At 52.2% G+C, this 16,721-nt stretch carries 16 protein-coding genes; 15 read left to right on the top strand and 1 reads right to left on the bottom strand.

Features of this window, described 5'->3' with window-relative positions; translation table 11 throughout:
* Positions 1–206: 206 nt before the first annotated feature.
* Positions 207–2,636 (bottom strand): ATP-dependent helicase HrpB, encoded by a 2,430-nt coding sequence (gene hrpB, locus F0Q32_RS11435; RefSeq protein ID WP_149463158.1) that lies wholly within the window; start codon positions 2,634–2,636, stop codon positions 207–209.
* A 73-nt stretch (positions 2,637–2,709) separates the two neighbouring features.
* Between hrpB and thpR the strand changes: the two genes are divergently transcribed.
* From thpR to panB, 15 genes are all read left to right on the top strand, one after another.
* A complete protein-coding gene (gene thpR / locus F0Q32_RS11430) occupies positions 2,710–3,240 on the top strand; it encodes an RNA 2',3'-cyclic phosphodiesterase (protein WP_149463157.1) in 531 nt (176 codons plus the stop codon).
* 13 nt (positions 3,241–3,253) lie between these two features.
* On the top strand, positions 3,254–3,967 hold the full coding sequence (gene sfsA / locus F0Q32_RS11425; RefSeq protein ID WP_149463156.1) for a DNA/RNA nuclease SfsA: 714 nt from the start codon (positions 3,254–3,256) through the stop codon (positions 3,965–3,967).
* Positions 3,968–4,132: 165 nt separating this feature from the next.
* A complete protein-coding gene (gene dksA / locus F0Q32_RS11420) occupies positions 4,133–4,588 on the top strand; it encodes an RNA polymerase-binding protein DksA (protein WP_002463986.1) in 456 nt (151 codons plus the stop codon).
* Between the two features lie 75 nt (positions 4,589–4,663).
* Positions 4,664–5,554, top strand: coding sequence for a tRNA glutamyl-Q(34) synthetase GluQRS (gene gluQRS / locus F0Q32_RS11415; RefSeq protein WP_149463155.1), 891 nt, complete (start codon positions 4,664–4,666; stop codon positions 5,552–5,554).
* A 61-nt stretch (positions 5,555–5,615) separates the two neighbouring features.
* Positions 5,616–7,016, top strand: coding sequence for a polynucleotide adenylyltransferase PcnB (gene pcnB / locus F0Q32_RS11410; RefSeq protein ID WP_223145801.1), 1,401 nt, complete (start codon positions 5,616–5,618; stop codon positions 7,014–7,016).
* Positions 7,013–7,492, top strand: coding sequence for a 2-amino-4-hydroxy-6-hydroxymethyldihydropteridine diphosphokinase (gene folK, locus F0Q32_RS11405; protein ID WP_149463153.1), 480 nt, complete (start codon positions 7,013–7,015; stop codon positions 7,490–7,492). Before pcnB ends, folK begins: the two co-directional genes overlap by 4 nt.
* Before the next feature lie 499 nt (positions 7,493–7,991).
* A complete protein-coding gene (locus F0Q32_RS11400; RefSeq protein WP_149463152.1) occupies positions 7,992–8,564 on the top strand; it encodes a fimbrial protein in 573 nt (190 codons plus the stop codon).
* Positions 8,565–8,762: 198 nt separating this feature from the next.
* Positions 8,763–9,332: a fimbrial protein gene (locus F0Q32_RS11395; protein WP_149463151.1), complete on the top strand. Its 570-nt coding sequence runs from the start codon at positions 8,763–8,765 to the stop codon at positions 9,330–9,332.
* Positions 9,333–9,398: 66 nt separating this feature from the next.
* Positions 9,399–10,133 (top strand): fimbrial chaperone, encoded by a 735-nt coding sequence (locus F0Q32_RS11390; protein ID WP_149463218.1) that lies wholly within the window; start codon positions 9,399–9,401, stop codon positions 10,131–10,133.
* A 32-nt stretch (positions 10,134–10,165) separates the two neighbouring features.
* Complete coding sequence (locus F0Q32_RS11385; protein ID WP_149463150.1) at positions 10,166–12,772, top strand: outer membrane usher protein; 2,607 nt, start codon at positions 10,166–10,168, stop codon at positions 12,770–12,772.
* 16 nt (positions 12,773–12,788) lie between these two features.
* Positions 12,789–13,361: a fimbrial protein gene (locus F0Q32_RS11380; protein ID WP_105272028.1), complete on the top strand. Its 573-nt coding sequence runs from the start codon at positions 12,789–12,791 to the stop codon at positions 13,359–13,361.
* Between the two features lie 11 nt (positions 13,362–13,372).
* Positions 13,373–13,969, top strand: coding sequence for a fimbrial protein (locus tag F0Q32_RS11375; protein ID WP_149463149.1), 597 nt, complete (start codon positions 13,373–13,375; stop codon positions 13,967–13,969).
* Between the two features lie 6 nt (positions 13,970–13,975).
* A complete protein-coding gene (locus F0Q32_RS11370) occupies positions 13,976–14,542 on the top strand; it encodes a fimbrial-like protein (protein WP_255475267.1) in 567 nt (188 codons plus the stop codon).
* Between the two features lie 26 nt (positions 14,543–14,568).
* A complete protein-coding gene (locus F0Q32_RS11365; RefSeq protein WP_149463147.1) occupies positions 14,569–15,801 on the top strand; it encodes a fimbrial protein in 1,233 nt (410 codons plus the stop codon).
* 118 nt (positions 15,802–15,919) lie between these two features.
* Positions 15,920–16,711, top strand: coding sequence for a 3-methyl-2-oxobutanoate hydroxymethyltransferase (panB, locus tag F0Q32_RS11360; RefSeq protein ID WP_149463217.1), 792 nt, complete (start codon positions 15,920–15,922; stop codon positions 16,709–16,711).
* Positions 16,712–16,721: the final 10 nt, after the last annotated feature.

The raw sequence follows: 16,721 nt of genomic DNA, 5'->3' as shown, positions 1-16,721 counted from the left end.
AGAGGGTTAGGGTGAGGGGGGAACGTGCGCGCTGTTGCCCTCACCCCGGCCCTCTCCCACAGGGAGAGGGGGAAAACCCGTGCTGAACTTAGCCACAAGCACTGTCTGTCCCCTCTCCCTTGAGGGAGAGAGTTAGGGTGAGGGGGGAACGTGCGCGCTGTTGCCCTCACCCCGGCCCTCTCCCACAGGGAGAGGGGAAAATTCCCTCACGAATACTTTTTCGTCCGCCGCGTCGGCGCCGTGTTCGCCGGATCGTCCGGCCAGACATGTTTGGGATAACGCCCTTTCATCTCTTTTTGCACCTCCCGGTACGCCCCCTGCCAGAATGCACTTAAATCGCGCGTAATCTGCAAAGGACGCTGCGCCGGGGAGAGCAACTCCAGCACCAGCGGCACGCGCCCCTGGGCGATAGTCGGCGTGCTCGCCTCACCAAACATCTCCTGCATTCGCACCGCCAGCGCGGGCGGATTTTCATCATCGTAGCGAATGGCTATCCGGCTTCCAGTGGGCACAGTGTAATGAGTTGGTAGCTCACTATCCAGACGTTGTCGTAATGTCCAGGGAAGCCAGGCGTGTAATGCCTCTCTGACATTGACGTTTTTCAACGCCCGCAGCGATTTTACGCCACTCATATGCGGCAGCAGCCAGGCTTCAAGTTCCGCCAGCAACGACGCCTCATCAACCGCCGGCCAGGCTTCATCTGGCAGCCAGCGCGCAGCACATTGCAGACGCAAGCGTAGCTGCTGCGCGTCTTCTGTCCAGTTCAGAACATTTAAACCCTTATCACGGATGCCGTTGAGCATCGCCTGATGTAGCTCGTCTTCCGAGGGCTTTGCCAGCGGCTGGACTTTTACCGTCAGTTGCCCAATGCGGCTACGGCGCAGGGCTTTCAGAGTTCCCTGCGCCTCATCCCATTCGATGGTATCGGACTGTTCAAGCAGTTGAGGGCAGCGCGTAGCCAGTGCGTCAACATCCAGCGCGTACGCCTGTAAAATACGCGCATCGGGCGACGCGTTGCCCTGTAACAGCAGCGGCGCAATCAGCCATTCATGGCGGCTTAACGCATCATCGCTATCGAGCATTGCGCCCATACCGTTCGCCAGTTGATAGCGCCCATCCAGCCCACGTCGCCGCGCGATACGATCAGGAAAACCTTGTGCCAGTAATGCGGGAATGGCGTCGCTATCCGGTTTGCCGCCACGCCGATTCAAACGCCTGAGCAACTGCTGACTACGCTGTTGCCTGTTCGACTGATTGCGCGAAAACGCCTGGCCCAGATCGCTACCCGCACCGCGCGGCGGTTCTTCAAGAATCGCCGCCAGCCGGGCCGCCGTGGCAGCCTCGTCATCACTTTTCGCGGTAATCAGCATCGCCGCCAGACGCGGGTCGTTACCCAGCGCCGCCATTTTCTGCCCCTGCGCCGTCAGACGTTCACCGTCCAGCGCCTGTAACTGCGTGAGTAAGCGACGTGCGGCAGCCAGATTGGCCGCGGGGGGCGTATCCAGCCAGTTCAGTTGCTGCGGGTCATAGCAGCCCCATTGCAACAGTTCCAGCTGAAGCGAAGAGAGATCGCTTTGCAGAATTTCCGCATCGCTTTGCACCGCTGCGCGTTCCGCCTGCTCTTTACCCAGCAGATGTAAACAGATACCCGGTTCCAGTCGCCCTGCGCGGCCTGCACGCTGGGTCATCGACGCCTGACTGACGCGTTGCGTTATCAATCGGGTTAAGCCCGTACGCACATCAAACCGTGCCACGCGCTCCTGCGCGCAATCAACCACCAGGCGAATGCCTTCGATGGTCAGACTGGTTTCGGCAATATTGGTAGCCAGTACGACTTTACGCTTGCCGACCGGTGCAGGAAGAATGGCCTGACGCTGTTCGCTGAGCGGCAATGCGCCATAGAGGGGACAAAGCAGCACATCAGAGGATACACGCGAACTCAGATGCTCCTGTACACGCTGGATTTCACCTACGCCGGGTAAAAACAGCAGCAGTGAGCCTTGCTCTGCGCGGAGCAGTTCCGCAGTAGCGATAGCCACCGCTTCATCAAAACGTTGGTGGGTGGGGAGAGCCTGATAGCGGCGATCCACCGGGAATGCGCGCCCTTCGGAGGTGACCACCGGCGCATCCGGTAACAGGGCGTGCAGCTTATCGTTGTCCAGCGTGGCGGACATAATCAGCAGTTTCAGGTCATCGCGTAGCCCTTGCTGAACGTCCAGCAGCAAAGCCAGCGCAAGGTCAGCCTGCAAACTGCGCTCATGGAACTCATCGAGGATCACCAGCCCGACGTCCGTCAGTTCGGGATCGTGCTGGATCATGCGCGTCAGGATGCCCTCAGTCACCACTTCAAGGCGTGTATTTGGCCCGACGCAGGTTTCTGCACGCATCCGATAACCGACCGTTTCACCGGGCTTTTCATTCAGTAATTCAGCCAGCCGTTGCGCGACATTACGCGCCGCCAGCCTGCGCGGCTCGAGCAAAATAATCCGCCCGCTGATATTGCCCTCACGCAAAATTTGTAGCGGCAGCCATGTCGATTTCCCCGCCCCCGTCGGCGCGTTAAGCAGTACCGCAGGCGCGTTTGCCAGTGCGGAAAGAAGATCGGGAAGAACAGCGGCGACTGGCAACAGCGACACGTTTGGCTCCAAAGGGTTAACATTGAATGGCGGACATTGTAGCATCGCCACAATTCATTACCGAGTACCCACTATGTCTGAGTCGAAAAGAGTCTTTTTCGCCATTGAGATCCCGTCCAAAATCCAGCGCCAGATTGTACGCTGGCGAGCGGACAACTTCCCGGAAGACGCAGGAAGGCCGGTTGCGGCAGCGAATATGCACATCACTCTGGCGTTTCTGGGTGAGATTAGCGCCGAGAAGCAGGCCGCGCTGGCGACCATGGCGGGCCGTATCCGTCAGCCAGGCTTTACGCTGCATCTCGACGACGCCGGACAATGGCTGCGCTCGCGAGTAGTGTGGCTGGGCACGCGTCAGCCGCCGCGTGGATTGTTACAGCTGGCTAATCTGTTAAGAGCTCAGGCGGCGCGCAGCGGCTGTTATCAGAGCCCGCAGCCGTTTCATCCGCATCTTACTTTGCTGCGCAATACGGCGCATGCAGTGCCGATCCCGGCGCCAGGGTTTCACTGGGAAATCCCGGTGAACGAATTTGTGCTCTACGAATCGCATTTTTTGAACGGGCGAACGCGCTACACGCCGCTTCAACGCTGGACACTTTCAGAATAATCAAGGATGCCTCATGCACTTTACGCCTGCTCTCCAGCACGCCACGCTGATTCAACGTTATAAACGCTTTCTGGCAGACGTGGTGACCCCCGAGGGAGAAACACTCACCCTCCACTGCCCAAATACCGGTGCAATGACCGGTTGCGCCACGCCTGGCGATACGGTTTGGTATTCCACATCAGAAAATACTAAACGCAAATATCCGCACACATGGGAAATTACGCAAACCCAAAGCGGCGCATTTATTTGTGTCAACACGCAACGCGCGAACCAACTTGCCAAAGAAGCGATATTGTCTGAAACAATCCCGGAGCTGCTCGGCTATAATTTGCTGAAAAGTGAAGTGAAATATGGTGCCGAGGGCAGCAGAATTGACCTTATGTTACAGGCGGATGATCGTCCCCGGTGCTATATTGAAGTGAAATCGGTCACGCTGGCGGAAAAGGAGTACGGCTACTTCCCGGATGCAGTTACCCTGCGCGGGCAGAAGCATTTACGCGAGCTGATGGGCGTGGTCGCAGCGGGCGATCGGGCGGTGTTATTGTTCACTGTTTTACACTCAGCCATTGAATATTTCGCACCTGCACACCATATTGATGCTCAATACGCACAACTGTTAGCGGAAGCACATAAACGGGGGGTGGAGATTCTGGCTTATAAAGCGGAACTTTCTGCCAATAACATCACTCTGAGATCACCGTTGCCCGTCACGTTACCACGGGTGTGATCTGGATATTTAGTGTTCGGGCTGCGTCGCAAATACGCTTTTCCTCACAGCATTGTCAAGTGTTACGTTTAGATAATTGCCATACGGAATCGCATCTGCTATTTATAGCGGCCTGATTTTTCCCCCGAACACGGGGATCGATAGTGCGTGTTAAGGAGAAGCAACATGCAAGAAGGGCAAAACCGTAAAACATCGTCCCTGAGTATTCTCGCCATCGCTGGGGTGGAGCCGTACCAGGAGAAGCCGGGCGAAGAGTATATGAACGAAGCCCAGCTGGCACACTTCCGTCGTATTCTGGAAGCATGGCGTAATCAACTTCGGGATGAAGTCGATCGCACCGTTACACACATGCAGGATGAAGCAGCGAACTTCCCGGACCCGGTTGACCGTGCAGCCCAGGAAGAAGAGTTCAGCCTCGAACTGCGTAACCGCGATCGCGAGCGTAAGCTGATTAAAAAGATCGAGAAAACGCTGAAGAAAGTGGAAGACGAAGATTTCGGCTTCTGCGAATCGTGCGGTGTCGAAATTGGCATCCGTCGTCTGGAAGCGCGCCCGACTGCCGATCTGTGCATTGACTGCAAGACGCTGGCGGAAATTCGCGAAAAACAGATGGCTGGCTAATCAAGCGCTAATGACCATGACTATTCTCAAGGCGGGAGCGATTCCCGCCTTGCCGTTTTTATAATCAGTAAAAGCATGTCATCACAACCTTACATCGGGCGATTTGCCCCCTCCCCTTCCGGTGAACTGCATTTTGGTTCGCTGATTGCCGCGCTCGGCAGCTATCTCCAGGCACGCGCCCGGCGTGGTCGCTGGCTGGTCCGCATTGAAGATATCGATCCCCCTCGTGAAGTTCCCGGTGCCGCAACCACGATTTTGCGCCAGCTGGAACATTATGGGCTAGAGTGGGACGGCGATGTGCTTTGGCAATCTCAACGTCATGACGCTTATCGCGAGGCGCTGGCCTGGTTGCATCAGCAAGGGCTCTGCTATTACTGCACCTGCACCCGCGCACGCATTCAGAGTATTGGCGGTATGTATGACGGGCACTGTCGCGATTTAGCCCTCAGTGCGGAAAACGCCGCGCTGCGTATTCGACAAAATGAGCCGGTGCTGGCCTTCCACGATAACCTGCGCGGTAATATTCACGCCGACCCGCGACTGGCGACGGAAGATTTTATTATTCATCGCCGTGATGGACTGTTCGCTTATAACCTTGCCGTTGTGGTCGACGACCGCTTTCAGGGCGTAACGGAGATTGTCCGTGGCGCAGATTTAATCGAACCGACGGTGCGCCAGATTTCGCTCTATCGTCATTTTGCCTGGCCCGAGCCCGAATATATTCATCTGCCGCTGGCACTCAACGCAGAAGGCGCTAAACTTTCCAAGCAAAATCATGCGCCTGCCTTACCACAAGGCGATCCTCGCCCCATTTTAACCCAGGCGCTACGCTTTTTAGGGCAGGACGTTGTGGCGCAGTGGCGGGATCTTACGCTTGCCGAATTACTGAAAAATGCTGTAGATAACTGGACGCTTGACACCGTGCCGGAAAGGGCGATTGTAAATCCGCCATTCTCAAATGCATGATGCTGAGCTATGATTAGCCGCTATTTTTTAGTCCATAAGACTGACACTACCGAGGTGTACCATTTTTACCCGAGTCGCTAATTTTTGCCGCAAGGTGCTAAGCCGTGAGGAAAGCGAGGCTGCTAATGCCGTCGCCCGTCCTCAAATGACGGTCATTCCGCGCGAGCAGCACGCTATTTCCCGCAAAGATATCAGCGAAAACGCCCTGAAGGTTCTCTATCGTCTGAACAAGGCGGGTTACGAAGCCTATCTGGTCGGTGGCGGTGTTCGCGACCTGCTGCTGGGCAAAAAACCGAAAGATTTCGATGTCACCACCAGCGCGACACCGGAGCAAGTGCGTAAACTGTTCCGCAACTGCCGCCTGGTCGGTCGTCGCTTCCGTCTGGCCCACGTCATGTTTGGCCCGGAAATCATCGAAGTCGCCACCTTCCGCGGGCATCACGAAGAGACACAGTCTGACCGAACCACCTCTCAGCGTGGGCAAAACGGCATGCTGTTGCGCGATAATATTTTCGGTTCCATCGAAGAAGATGCCCAGCGCCGCGATTTCACCATTAACAGCCTTTATTACAGCGTCGCCGATTTCACCGTTCGTGATTACGTCGGCGGTATGCAGGACCTGGAAGAAGGTGTGATTCGCCTCATCGGCGATCCGGAAACGCGTTATCGCGAAGATCCGGTGCGCATGCTGCGCGCCGTGCGTTTCGCCGCCAAACTGAGTATGCGTATTAGCGAAGAGACCGCCGAGCCCATCCCGCGTCTGGCGACATTAATCAACGATGTGCCACCTGCGCGTCTGTTTGAAGAGTCTCTGAAATTGCTGCAGGCAGGTTACGGTTACGATACCTACAAACTGCTGCGTGAATACAATCTGTTCCAGCCGCTTTTCCCCACCATCACCCGCTACTTCACTGAAGAAGGCGACAGCGCGATGGAACGGATAATCAACCAGGTCTTCAAAAATACCGATAACCGCATTCGTAACGATATGCGTGTTAACCCGGCATTCCTGTTTGCGGCCATGTTCTGGTATCCACTGCTTGAGATGGCGCAGAAAATCACCCAAGAAAGCGGCCTGACGTATCACGATGCTTTCGCGCTGGCAATGAACGATGTGCTGGATGAAGCCTGCCGTTCACTGGCCATTCCAAAACGTATTACCTCGCTGGTCCGTGATATCTGGATGCTGCAACTGCGTATGTCTCGCCGTCAGGGTAAACGTGCGTGGAAACTGATGGAGCACCCGAAATTCCGTGCCGCCTACGATTTGCTGGCGCTGCGCGCTGAAGCAGAACGTAATACGGAGCTGCAACGCCTGACTCAATGGTGGGGCGAATTTCAGGTGGCTGCACCGCCTGCGCAGAAAGATATGCTCACCAACCTGGATGACGAGCCGGATACCCGCCGTCGCCATCGTCGTCCGCGCAAACGCGCGCCGCGTCGCGAGAGCAACAACGCATGACCCTTGCGTATATCGCTATCGGCAGCAATCTGGCCTCTCCGATGGAGCAGGTCAATGCTGCCCTGAAAGCGTTAGACGACATTCCTGAAAGCCACATTATTACCGTTTCTTCGTTTTACCGTACCCCGCCGCTGGGCCCGCAGGATCAACCTGATTACCTGAACGCCGCCGTGGCCCTGGAAACATCTCTCGCGCCGGAAGCGTTGCTCAATCACACGCAACGTATTGAGTTGCAGCAAGGTCGTGTCCGTAAGGCTGAGCGTTGGGGACCCCGCACGCTGGATTTAGACATCATGCTGTTTGGCAATCAGGTCATAAACACGGAGCGCCTGACCGTTCCACACTATGATATGAAGAATCGTGGCTTCATGCTTTGGCCACTGTTTGAGATTGCGCCGACATGGGTGTTTCCAGACGGAGAAACGCTACATTCCCGCCTTACCCAACTTAACGCTTCTTGCCCCGCATTGTGGTAATCCCGCTACCGTTTGCACGGTGTAAATAAAAGGATATTAAGAAATATTATATTCATATTTGTGACATCACGTTTACATTTTAATGTATTTAGCTCACCTTATGGCATTAAATATCCTTAAATCTGATTTAATTATAATTAATCAATCCCACATAAAAATACATCGTAACCATGATATAACCACAAAGAATTAAAGCAAAGCCATCAATAGCCACTATGAATATATAAAAACCAGGACTGGTGCAGGCAAAATAACGCCTTCCACCCCAGTGAATCCGCCACATAGCAGAATAAAAACACGTCCTCCCCTGTCGATGATAAACATGAAACCTAAATTATATGAAAATAAAAACATAGAAACACACCAAATATTATAGGCAAACAAAATTTAAACAAAAAAATATTCCTTATATGAATTTTACAAAAAAAAGCACTTTCGGTATAAATCCCACGAAAAATTTTATTGCTGGTTTTTAATTTCTTTTCATAAGGATATTTTCATGGTGAAGAATAAAATTCTTCTGGGTATTGCACTGTCTTTCGCTTCACTGCCGGCTCTGGCGCTGGATGGCGGTCAACTTGATTTTGCCGGGCTGGTGAGCGACAACACCTGTATTTTACACGTTAATGGCGGCGCTCAGGATGGCCAGATTTCACTGCAAACCGCTTCTACCGCTGAAGTAGAGACTGCCAGCGTGGTGAATGCTACCGCTCCTGGTGCAAAGCCAGAAGCCTTCTCTATTACCATTGACTGCAGCGCAGTACCGGCTAACGCCAATGCAAGCCTGAGCATGGGTTCTGTCTTCTTCAGTAATAGCCAGGGAACCCTGAATAACGATCTCAGCGTCAACCAGGCGGCAACAGGTGTGGCGATTGCTGTTCATTACCAACCAACAGCATCATCCTATGAACAGGTTAAAATCAACGACAGCACCGATAAAAAAGTCAAACCTTTCACCTCAGGTAAAGCAACCTACAATTTCAAAGCATCTTATGTTCAACAAAATAGTACCGTCCCCGTGACGGCAGGCTTTGTTAAAACGAATGCGGCATACACGGTAACGTATCCTTAATATGTCATGGTGAAACTGCACGGCACAGAATCGTGCCGTGCAACTAATGTAATTGCACCAAATATATTCACTCGAATAATATATCAATATATTAATAAAATAACATTCACGGTAGCTATTTTTCTTTAACTACGTCGTAAATTATGATGACTTAGGATGAAGAGTTTCATCTCTCTTAATTTTAATAAGGATATTTGTATGTTAAAGAAAAGTGCTATTGCTGCGGCATTAGTGATATTCACCAGTTCAGCCTTCGCGCTGGATGGTGGTCAATTAGATTTCGCGGGTTTGGTCAGCGACAACACCTGCGCCCTGCACGTTAACGGTGGCGCACAGGATGGGCAGATTACCCTGCAAACCGCCACAACCGCTGAAGTGAATAACATAGGTGTCGTAAGGGCTGCCGAGCCTGGCGCAAAACCGGAAGCCTTCTCTATTACGATAGATTGCTCGGCCGATCCACAGGGCACCTCTGCCAATCTGAGCATGGGTTCCGTGTTCTTCAGCAACAGCCAGGGCACTCTGAACAACGATCTCTCCATCAACCAGGCGGCAACCGGGGTCGCGATTGCCATTCACTACCTTCCCGATGCCACTACCTACCAACAGATGAGAGTTAACGACAGCACCGATGTTAAAAACGTACCGTATACCAACGGCAAAGCGATTTTCAACTTTAAAGCGTCATATGTTAAACAGGCAGCAACAATTGACGCAACGGCAGGTTATGTCAAAACCAACGCCGCTTATACAGTGACTTATCAGTAAATCTCTGCATCTCCCGACAGCCCACGTGCTGTCGGGTCACTCAATAAGGATAGTGTTATGACCAGGATGTGTCAGTTTGTTATTTCCACTGTTTTCGTCGCATCGACAGCCGTTTTCAGCCTCACCGCGCAAGCAGATATTGTGCTTTCCGGTACGCGCATTATTTATAATGCCGACCAGAAAGACGTCACATTGCGCATGGAAAACAAAGGTGCCCGCCCACTATTAGTTCAGACCTGGATTGATACCGGCAGCGAAAATGCCGACCCCAGCACACTGAAAGTGCCTTTTACCGTGACGCCGCCGGTTTCCCGCGTTGACGGTAAAAAAGGCCAAACGGTTAAAATTGCGTGGAACGCCAGCCAGACCCTTCCAGCCGATCGCGAAAGCGTTTATTGGTTCAACGCGCTGGAAGTTCCCCCCAAGATGAGCGATGCCGATGCCAAAGGAAAAAACATTCTGCAACTGGCTTTCCGTACCCGTATCAAGCTGTTCTATCGCCCAACCGGTCTGGCGGGTAACCCTGCGGATGCCCCAAAACAGTTAACCTGGCGTCTCCAGTCTTCAGCCGGAAAAGTGGTGCTGCAGGCAACAAACCCAACGCCTTATCACGTCTCTTTCAGCGGTATTACCCTTGCCTCAGGCGGTAACAAATATACCGTGGAAGCCAGTATGGTCGAGCCAAAAAGCAGTGCGGAAATGGTGGTAAAAGGCGCTCCCCGTTCTGTCTCTGGCGCAACAGTTGAGTACTCAGCCATTAATGATTTTGGCGGTGGCATTGACGGCAAAGTCAAACTTTGATGCCCACAGACCATATCGGCTGAGATCGTACAATGAAGATCCCCCTCGATGGCAAAAAAATTCAACGCTCGCCGCTCGCTTGTCTGATTGCGTGTAGCCTGCTGCCCTGCACGCAAAATGCGTGGGGGGCGAACGAGACCGTTGAGTTTGATAACACGTTCCTGATGGGTGCAGGCGCCAGGGATATTGATGTCAATCGTTATAGCAAAGGTAACGCAACATTACCGGGGCGCTATGACGTCAGCGTGTTTATTAATAACCAGGCCAGCGCCAATCTGAAAATCGAGTTTATTGAAATAGACCCTGAACACGCTGCTCAGCCCTGTATATCCACCAACACATTATTACAACTGCATATTCGCCAGCCAGAAAAGTTAGCGGATAACGCAATTTTGCAAAAACGCGAAAACGCTGCGCAGGATTGCCTGAACGTAGAGGTTGCTATTCCGCAATCGAGCGTCGCTTACAATAGCAACGATCAGCGGCTTGATATCAGCATGCCGCAAATCTGGCTGCAGAGAACCTATGCCAACTATGTCGATCCGTCGCTGTGGGATGAAGGCATCAATGCCGCAATGCTCTCTTACACCCTTAACGGCTGGCGCAGTGAATCCCCCAATCAAACCACAGAAACCAGCTACGCCGGACTGATGGGCGGTATCAATTTATGGGGATGGCATTTTCGCTCACATGGTAACTATTCATGGGACAAAGAAGACGGCGGTAGTTTTGAATTTCAGGATAAATATCTGCAACGCGATATCGCCGCGCTCCGCTCTCAGCTGGTAATGGGTGAAACCAATACCACAGGAGAAACCTTCGATTCTGTGCCTATTCGCGGGCTGCGACTCTATAGCGAAAGCCGCATGTTGCCCCCTACGCTGGCATCGTATGCGCCCGTTATCCGTGGCGTGGCAAACTCTAACGCGAAAGTCACGATCACCCAAAACGGTTATAAAATTTATGAAACGACCGTTCCGCCGGGTCCATTCGCGATTGACGATCTCACGCCGGCAGGGTTCGGCGCCGATCTCGAGGTGACCATCACCGAATCGGACGGTTCAAAACGTACGTTTAGTCAGGCTTATTCATCGGTGATCCAGATGATGCGTCCCGGCGTAGGCAAATGGGATATCAGCACCGGTGAGGTCAATAAAGAGGAACTCCGGGATAAACCGAACCTGCTGCAAGGAACCTACTATTACGGGTTGAGCAACACCTTCACCGGCTACACCGGCCTGCAAATGACCGATAACGGCTACTGGGCCGGTTTATTAGGGTTGGGAGTGAATACATCGCTGGGCGCTTTCTCCTTCGATGTTACTCAGTCTCATGCCGAAATTCCTGACGATAAAACCTATAGTGGGCAAAGTTACCGTGTTTCATGGAACAAATATTTCGCCCCGACCGAAACCTCACTCAACATTGCCGCCTATCGCTACTCCACTGAAAACTATCTGGGGCTGAACGACGCGTTAACGCTGATTAATTCTGCCAACCATCCTGATGAAGAAGGCTATTCGGGGATTGTCAGTTATGCACGCATGAAAAATCAGTTCAGCGTTAGCATTAATCAAACGTTAAAAAGTGATGAACGTGACTTTGGCTCTTTCTATGTGAATGGCACATGGACAGATTACTGGGTAACCAACGAATCACAGAGCAGTTTTGCCTTTGGCTACAGCAATGCCTTTAACTGGGCGAGCTACAGCGTCAGCCTGCAACGCACATACGACGAAGACAATAAGAAGGATGACTCGGTTTATCTGAGTGTGACCATTCCGCTTGATAAACTGCTGGGCCGCGATAGCCATCAGGGCGGATTCAAAACCCTGAACACCAGCGTTAACAGTGACATGAAAGGGAGCTCGCAATATAACGCCAATGCCTCGGGCTACAGCCAGGATAATCGCTGGAGTTACAGCGTGAATACCGCCTATAACGTGCAGAAAAACAGCGACAGCCTGAAAAGTATCAGCGGTTATACCAGCTATGAGTCGCCGTGGGGAACATTTTCAGGCTCAGCCTCCACCAGCAGCGATCGCTCACGTCAGTATGGGCTCAGCACCGATGGCGGTTTTGTACTCCACCGCCACGGTCTGACCTTCAGTAACGACAGTTTTACCGACTCTGACACGTTGGCGCTGATCAACGCTCCGGGTGCAAAAGGCGCGCGCATTAACTTTGGTAACAGCACCATCGACCGTTTTGGCTACGGCGTGACCAGTTCACTGTCACCGTACCGGGAAAATACCGTCGCGCTCGATGTTAACGATCTGGATAACGACGTGGAGCTCAAAAACACCAGTAGCGTCGCCATTCCACGCCAGGGTTCCGTCATTTTCAGCCACTTTGACACCGATACCGGGCGCTCCGCCATTCTCAATTTACTGCGTAGCAACAATCAGCCTGTGCCGTTTGCTTCCGATATTACCGACGAAAAAGGGACCTCTATCGGGACCGTTGGCCAGGGCAGTCAGGCATTTGTACGCGGTATCGCCGACAGCGGAGAACTGACGGTCACCTGGTATGAGAAAAATAGTCGCCAGCAGTGCCGTATTCATTATCAGATACCGTCATCACCCACCATGACCGGTAAAACCATCGTACTCAACGGCGTGCCATGCACCCAGCAATAATGTTCCAGGAGAGGAAATGAGAGCTTTTTTACTACCGCCCCTGCTGCTGCTGACGTCGCTTTGTCTGCGCCCCGCACTGGCAACCGATCTTTCGGTGAACTTTACCGCGACCATCAAAGAGACGACCTGTGCCATGACGCTCAACGCATTGAATGGGGCCAATATCAGCGGTGATACCGCAACAAATAACTATTATCTGGATCTGCCTGATATGGGTGTTTCAGACATTGTGAATAAATCGTCACTGTCGGAGGCTAATTTTAAAATCCTTGCCAGCAATTGTAATAACTATATTTCCGGCCTGTCGATGACCCTCAATGGCGCAGTCAGCAGCTATACAGATTCGTTAATCGGTAATGACCAGACTGTTTCCGGACATACCAACTATGTTGGTCTTGGTATTAAACGTATGAACGCTGATGAAAATCTCCGCTTTAAACTCAACGGTAGCCAGCGAGTCACCTGGACGAATGATGAAATAAGTAATGGATTAGATCTTACAGCCATGCTTCGTCAGACCACCACCGGGAATACGATCACCACAGGCCAATTCCAGGCCAAAGTGACTTTCGTCTTTACCTACCAATAGCAGGTTTGTTTATGAATTATCACAATATAACCTTTGTCTTGCTGCTGTGCTTTGGATATATCGCCATCGGCCACGCCGCCAGTAGCTCTATGGACGTTACGGTACGTGCTAAGGTCACTGCCAGTACCTGCACGGCGGAATTACGCGATGCGCAGGATCAGCAAGCCACCACTATCGCTATTGGCGATGTCTATCTCAACGAGCTTTCCGCTAAATCGAAATACCAGAACTTCAGCCTGGTGTTTTCAAACTGCGAAGGGTTAGCAAAGGATCAGGCAAAAGTTGTGCTTTCTGCACAGACGGGCTGCGATGGCGCTTCCAGTACCGGTGGCGGATACCGTAATGCACTGACGACGGCGGACGATGATGCGGCAACCGGTGTTGCAGTTGAAGTGTGGACGACCAACCAGCCAGAAGGTCAGGGCAGCATTCAGCTTAATTGTAAAACCAAACCGACCAGTATTGTCGATTTAGCCACGGCAACAGGATCGAATATTGTCCACTGGCCGCTCAGTGCCCGAATTGTTGTCGCATCGGATAATACCATCGCGGATGTCCGTGCAGGTCAATTCTCCACCAATGCTATCTTTTCTGTAACCTATGAGTAGATGATGATGAAAACAGTTATCTACATGATTGCGTTTTGGTTTTCTTACAACGTCATTGCAGCCAGTACCAATATTAATATGACTGCCAATATCATCAGCACCAGTTGCCGGGTCACGTTCGACAATAATGGAAATATTGATTTAGGCACAGTGGATTATAGCTATCTGAATAATAATACCTCTGTCGATCGCGTCTATTCTGGCGGGCACCCCTTTTATATTACCGTCAGCGACTGCGCGCAGGTAGCGGGGAAAAATCCGGCCCACCTGACCGTCAGCTTTACGCCTTTGGCAGGCACCCTTGCGCCAACCAACCTCCAGGTATTCGCCAACCAGCAGGTCAACGGTGCAAAAAATGTCGGCGTGGTTATTTTATCGACCGAGGACGCACAGCATATTTTCAATGTGCTCGACACGCGTGGTCAACCGCAAAGTATTTACCCCGTGACGCCCGAAACGATCGCTAACGCGACATACCACTTTTACGCTCGGATGCAAAAAATTGACCCTACACAAGCGGTAACCAGCGGCGTGGTAAAAGCGAGCGTATTTGTTGGGGTTTATTATGAATAATCTATATCACTCTCAAGGATGAAGAGATGAACACGCAACATTTTTCCCGGTTTAAGCGGTGGTGTCTAACACTGCTGGTTCTTTTATCCTTCTATTCAGGCTGCCTGCACTCTGCCAACACAATAATCGTCGGCAACAAAACCTATTCAGGTTCGACGGAAAATAATTCCGGTCCACAGGGGGATGGCAGCGCAACGGCAACGTTCAGTACCGGGGCAAATCAGATAGTGATCCCAACCTCAGCGGGGCTACAAAGTAGCAACATCAGGCTCCAGCTGGGTTGGGTGGATACAAACTCATCAGGAAATAGCCTGATTTACTGTGGCGCTGGCGGAATGGGAACACCATTAACCCTGGAGAGCCATTTCGTTGATGCTCTGGTGAGTGCAGATGGCCACAAGCTCTTTAAAACCAATGTGCAGGGTCTCTACTTCAGGATGCACATGTACAATGTAAGCTCATTCAAAACAACCTCCAGCAGCGATATCTATATCGGTGATACCCCCCAACAAACATTGACATTAACGCCCGAGCATTCCGTATGCGTCGCCGATCTGGGGAATTACACAGCCGTAGGCGGTCTGGTCAGTAAAATTGATATTGAGTTTTATAATGATGGCACCTTCAATCCCAATACGACAGGTAGCATCGCTTTACTGAGCAACAAGGGATATCACTATTCAGTGACAAATGCAGCGCCTGGTGGTGCATTGACCTCGCACTCTATTTATCAGACGTTCAATATGGGGAACGTGACGCTTAGCTCGCCAACCTGTACCTCAGCGGTCGTTTCGGGGAATACAGTTAAGGGAGATACCGTCAGCCTCGGTGAATATAACCCCAAAGACATCATTGATGGCGTTGACGGCATCCCTTTTGGTATAGCACTAAAGAACTGTTACCGGGTCACCAATATCGAGGTCAAAATGACTACCGGCGCCCCTGCAATGTCGGTTGCGTTATTGGGTAATTCGTTAACCGCCGAGGCCAATGCCGCCAACGGCGTAGGCGTGGAGATTAAAGGAAAATCGAACTCACATTATGCCGAGGTTGTTCTTCACCCTAATGATACCAACTCCGTTTATAAAGCCTATGTCGATACGACTGACAACTCCAACGGAATTATCGGGAAAGGAACGAGTGGCACTGCCGCTTCGCAAACGCTAAGTTTTGTTGCCACCCTCAAACAAGACAACAATCAACAAATCAGAGGCGGGGATTTCAAAGCGACCGCCGTTTTCTCTATCACCTACCCCTGAGCCCCGCTACCGGCAGGTCCCCCTGCCGGTTTTGACCACAAAGGGCTAACACTCATCACTGACATCCCCTACAATGCGCCAATCCTATCGATAACACTTATGACTAACAGGGGTTATGATGAAACCGACCACCATCTCCTTACTGAACAAATACAAACAAGAAAAAAAACGCTTCGCCACCATTACCGCTTACGACTACAGCTTCGCCAAACTGTTTGCTGATGAAGGGCTGAACGTGATGCTGGTTGGCGATTCTCTGGGTATGACTGTTCAGGGGCACGACTCCACTCTCCCGGTAACCGTTCAAGATATCGCCTACCACACCGCCGCCGTACGTCGTGGCGCACCAAATTGCCTGCTACTGGCTGACCTGCCGTTTATGGCGTATTCCACCCCGGAACAGGCCTTTGAAAACTCGGCGATGGTGATGCGCGCAGGCGCGAACATGGTCAAAATCGAAGGCGGTGCGTGGCTCGCCGACACGGTTAAAATGCTGGCCGAGCGTGCTGTCCCCGTATGTGGTCATCTGGGGTTAACGCCACAATCAGTCAACGTTTTCGGTGGTTATAAAGTGCAGGGCCGTGGCGATGCAGGCGATCAGTTGCTGAGCGATGCGCTGGCGCTGGAAGCCGCAGGCGCGCAACTGCTGGTCCTGGAATGCGTGCCGGTCGAACTGGCAAAACGCGTCACCGAAGCACTGGCGATTCCGGTTATCGGTATCGGGGCAGGCAATGTCACCGACGGGCAAATCCTCGTGATGCACGATGCGTTCGGCATTACCGGCGGCCATATCCCTAAATTTGCCAAAAATTTCCTCGCCGAAACGGGCGACATCCGCGCAGCGGTGCGTCAGTATATGGCTGAAGTCGAGTCCGGCGTTTATCCGGGCGAAGAACACAGTTTCCATTAAGGAGTCACGT

This window comes from Pseudocitrobacter sp. 73 (assembly GCF_008369545.1).
GTDB classification, from domain to species: domain Bacteria; phylum Pseudomonadota; class Gammaproteobacteria; order Enterobacterales; family Enterobacteriaceae; genus Pseudocitrobacter; species Pseudocitrobacter vendiensis.
Note: the sequence above shows the minus strand (reverse complement) of the source record. Positions and strands in the feature narration are given on the sequence as shown.

What these genes read in the sequence shown, in the direction of transcription:
- F0Q32_RS11370 (WP_255475267.1), top strand. Translation starts at nt 13,976, where the DNA reads ATGAAAACAGTTATCTACATGATTGCGTTTTGGTTTTCTTACAACGTC.
- F0Q32_RS11375 (WP_149463149.1), top strand. Translation starts at nt 13,373, where the DNA reads ATGAATTATCACAATATAACCTTTGTCTTGCTGCTGTGCTTTGGATAT.
- thpR (WP_149463157.1), top strand. Translation starts at nt 2,710, where the DNA reads ATGTCTGAGTCGAAAAGAGTCTTTTTCGCCATTGAGATCCCGTCCAAA.
- F0Q32_RS11385 (WP_149463150.1), top strand. Translation starts at nt 10,166, where the DNA reads ATGAAGATCCCCCTCGATGGCAAAAAAATTCAACGCTCGCCGCTCGCT.
- F0Q32_RS11390 (WP_149463218.1), top strand. Translation starts at nt 9,399, where the DNA reads ATGTGTCAGTTTGTTATTTCCACTGTTTTCGTCGCATCGACAGCCGTT.
- F0Q32_RS11400 (WP_149463152.1), top strand. Translation starts at nt 7,992, where the DNA reads ATGGTGAAGAATAAAATTCTTCTGGGTATTGCACTGTCTTTCGCTTCA.
- panB (WP_149463217.1), top strand. Translation starts at nt 15,920, where the DNA reads ATGAAACCGACCACCATCTCCTTACTGAACAAATACAAACAAGAAAAA.
- gluQRS (WP_149463155.1), top strand. Translation starts at nt 4,664, where the DNA reads ATGTCATCACAACCTTACATCGGGCGATTTGCCCCCTCCCCTTCCGGT.
- folK (WP_149463153.1), top strand. Translation starts at nt 7,013, where the DNA reads ATGACCCTTGCGTATATCGCTATCGGCAGCAATCTGGCCTCTCCGATG.
- dksA (WP_002463986.1), top strand. Translation starts at nt 4,133, where the DNA reads ATGCAAGAAGGGCAAAACCGTAAAACATCGTCCCTGAGTATTCTCGCC.
- F0Q32_RS11395 (WP_149463151.1), top strand. Translation starts at nt 8,763, where the DNA reads ATGTTAAAGAAAAGTGCTATTGCTGCGGCATTAGTGATATTCACCAGT.
- F0Q32_RS11380 (WP_105272028.1), top strand. Translation starts at nt 12,789, where the DNA reads ATGAGAGCTTTTTTACTACCGCCCCTGCTGCTGCTGACGTCGCTTTGT.
- F0Q32_RS11365 (WP_149463147.1), top strand. Translation starts at nt 14,569, where the DNA reads ATGAACACGCAACATTTTTCCCGGTTTAAGCGGTGGTGTCTAACACTG.
- sfsA (WP_149463156.1), top strand. Translation starts at nt 3,254, where the DNA reads ATGCACTTTACGCCTGCTCTCCAGCACGCCACGCTGATTCAACGTTAT.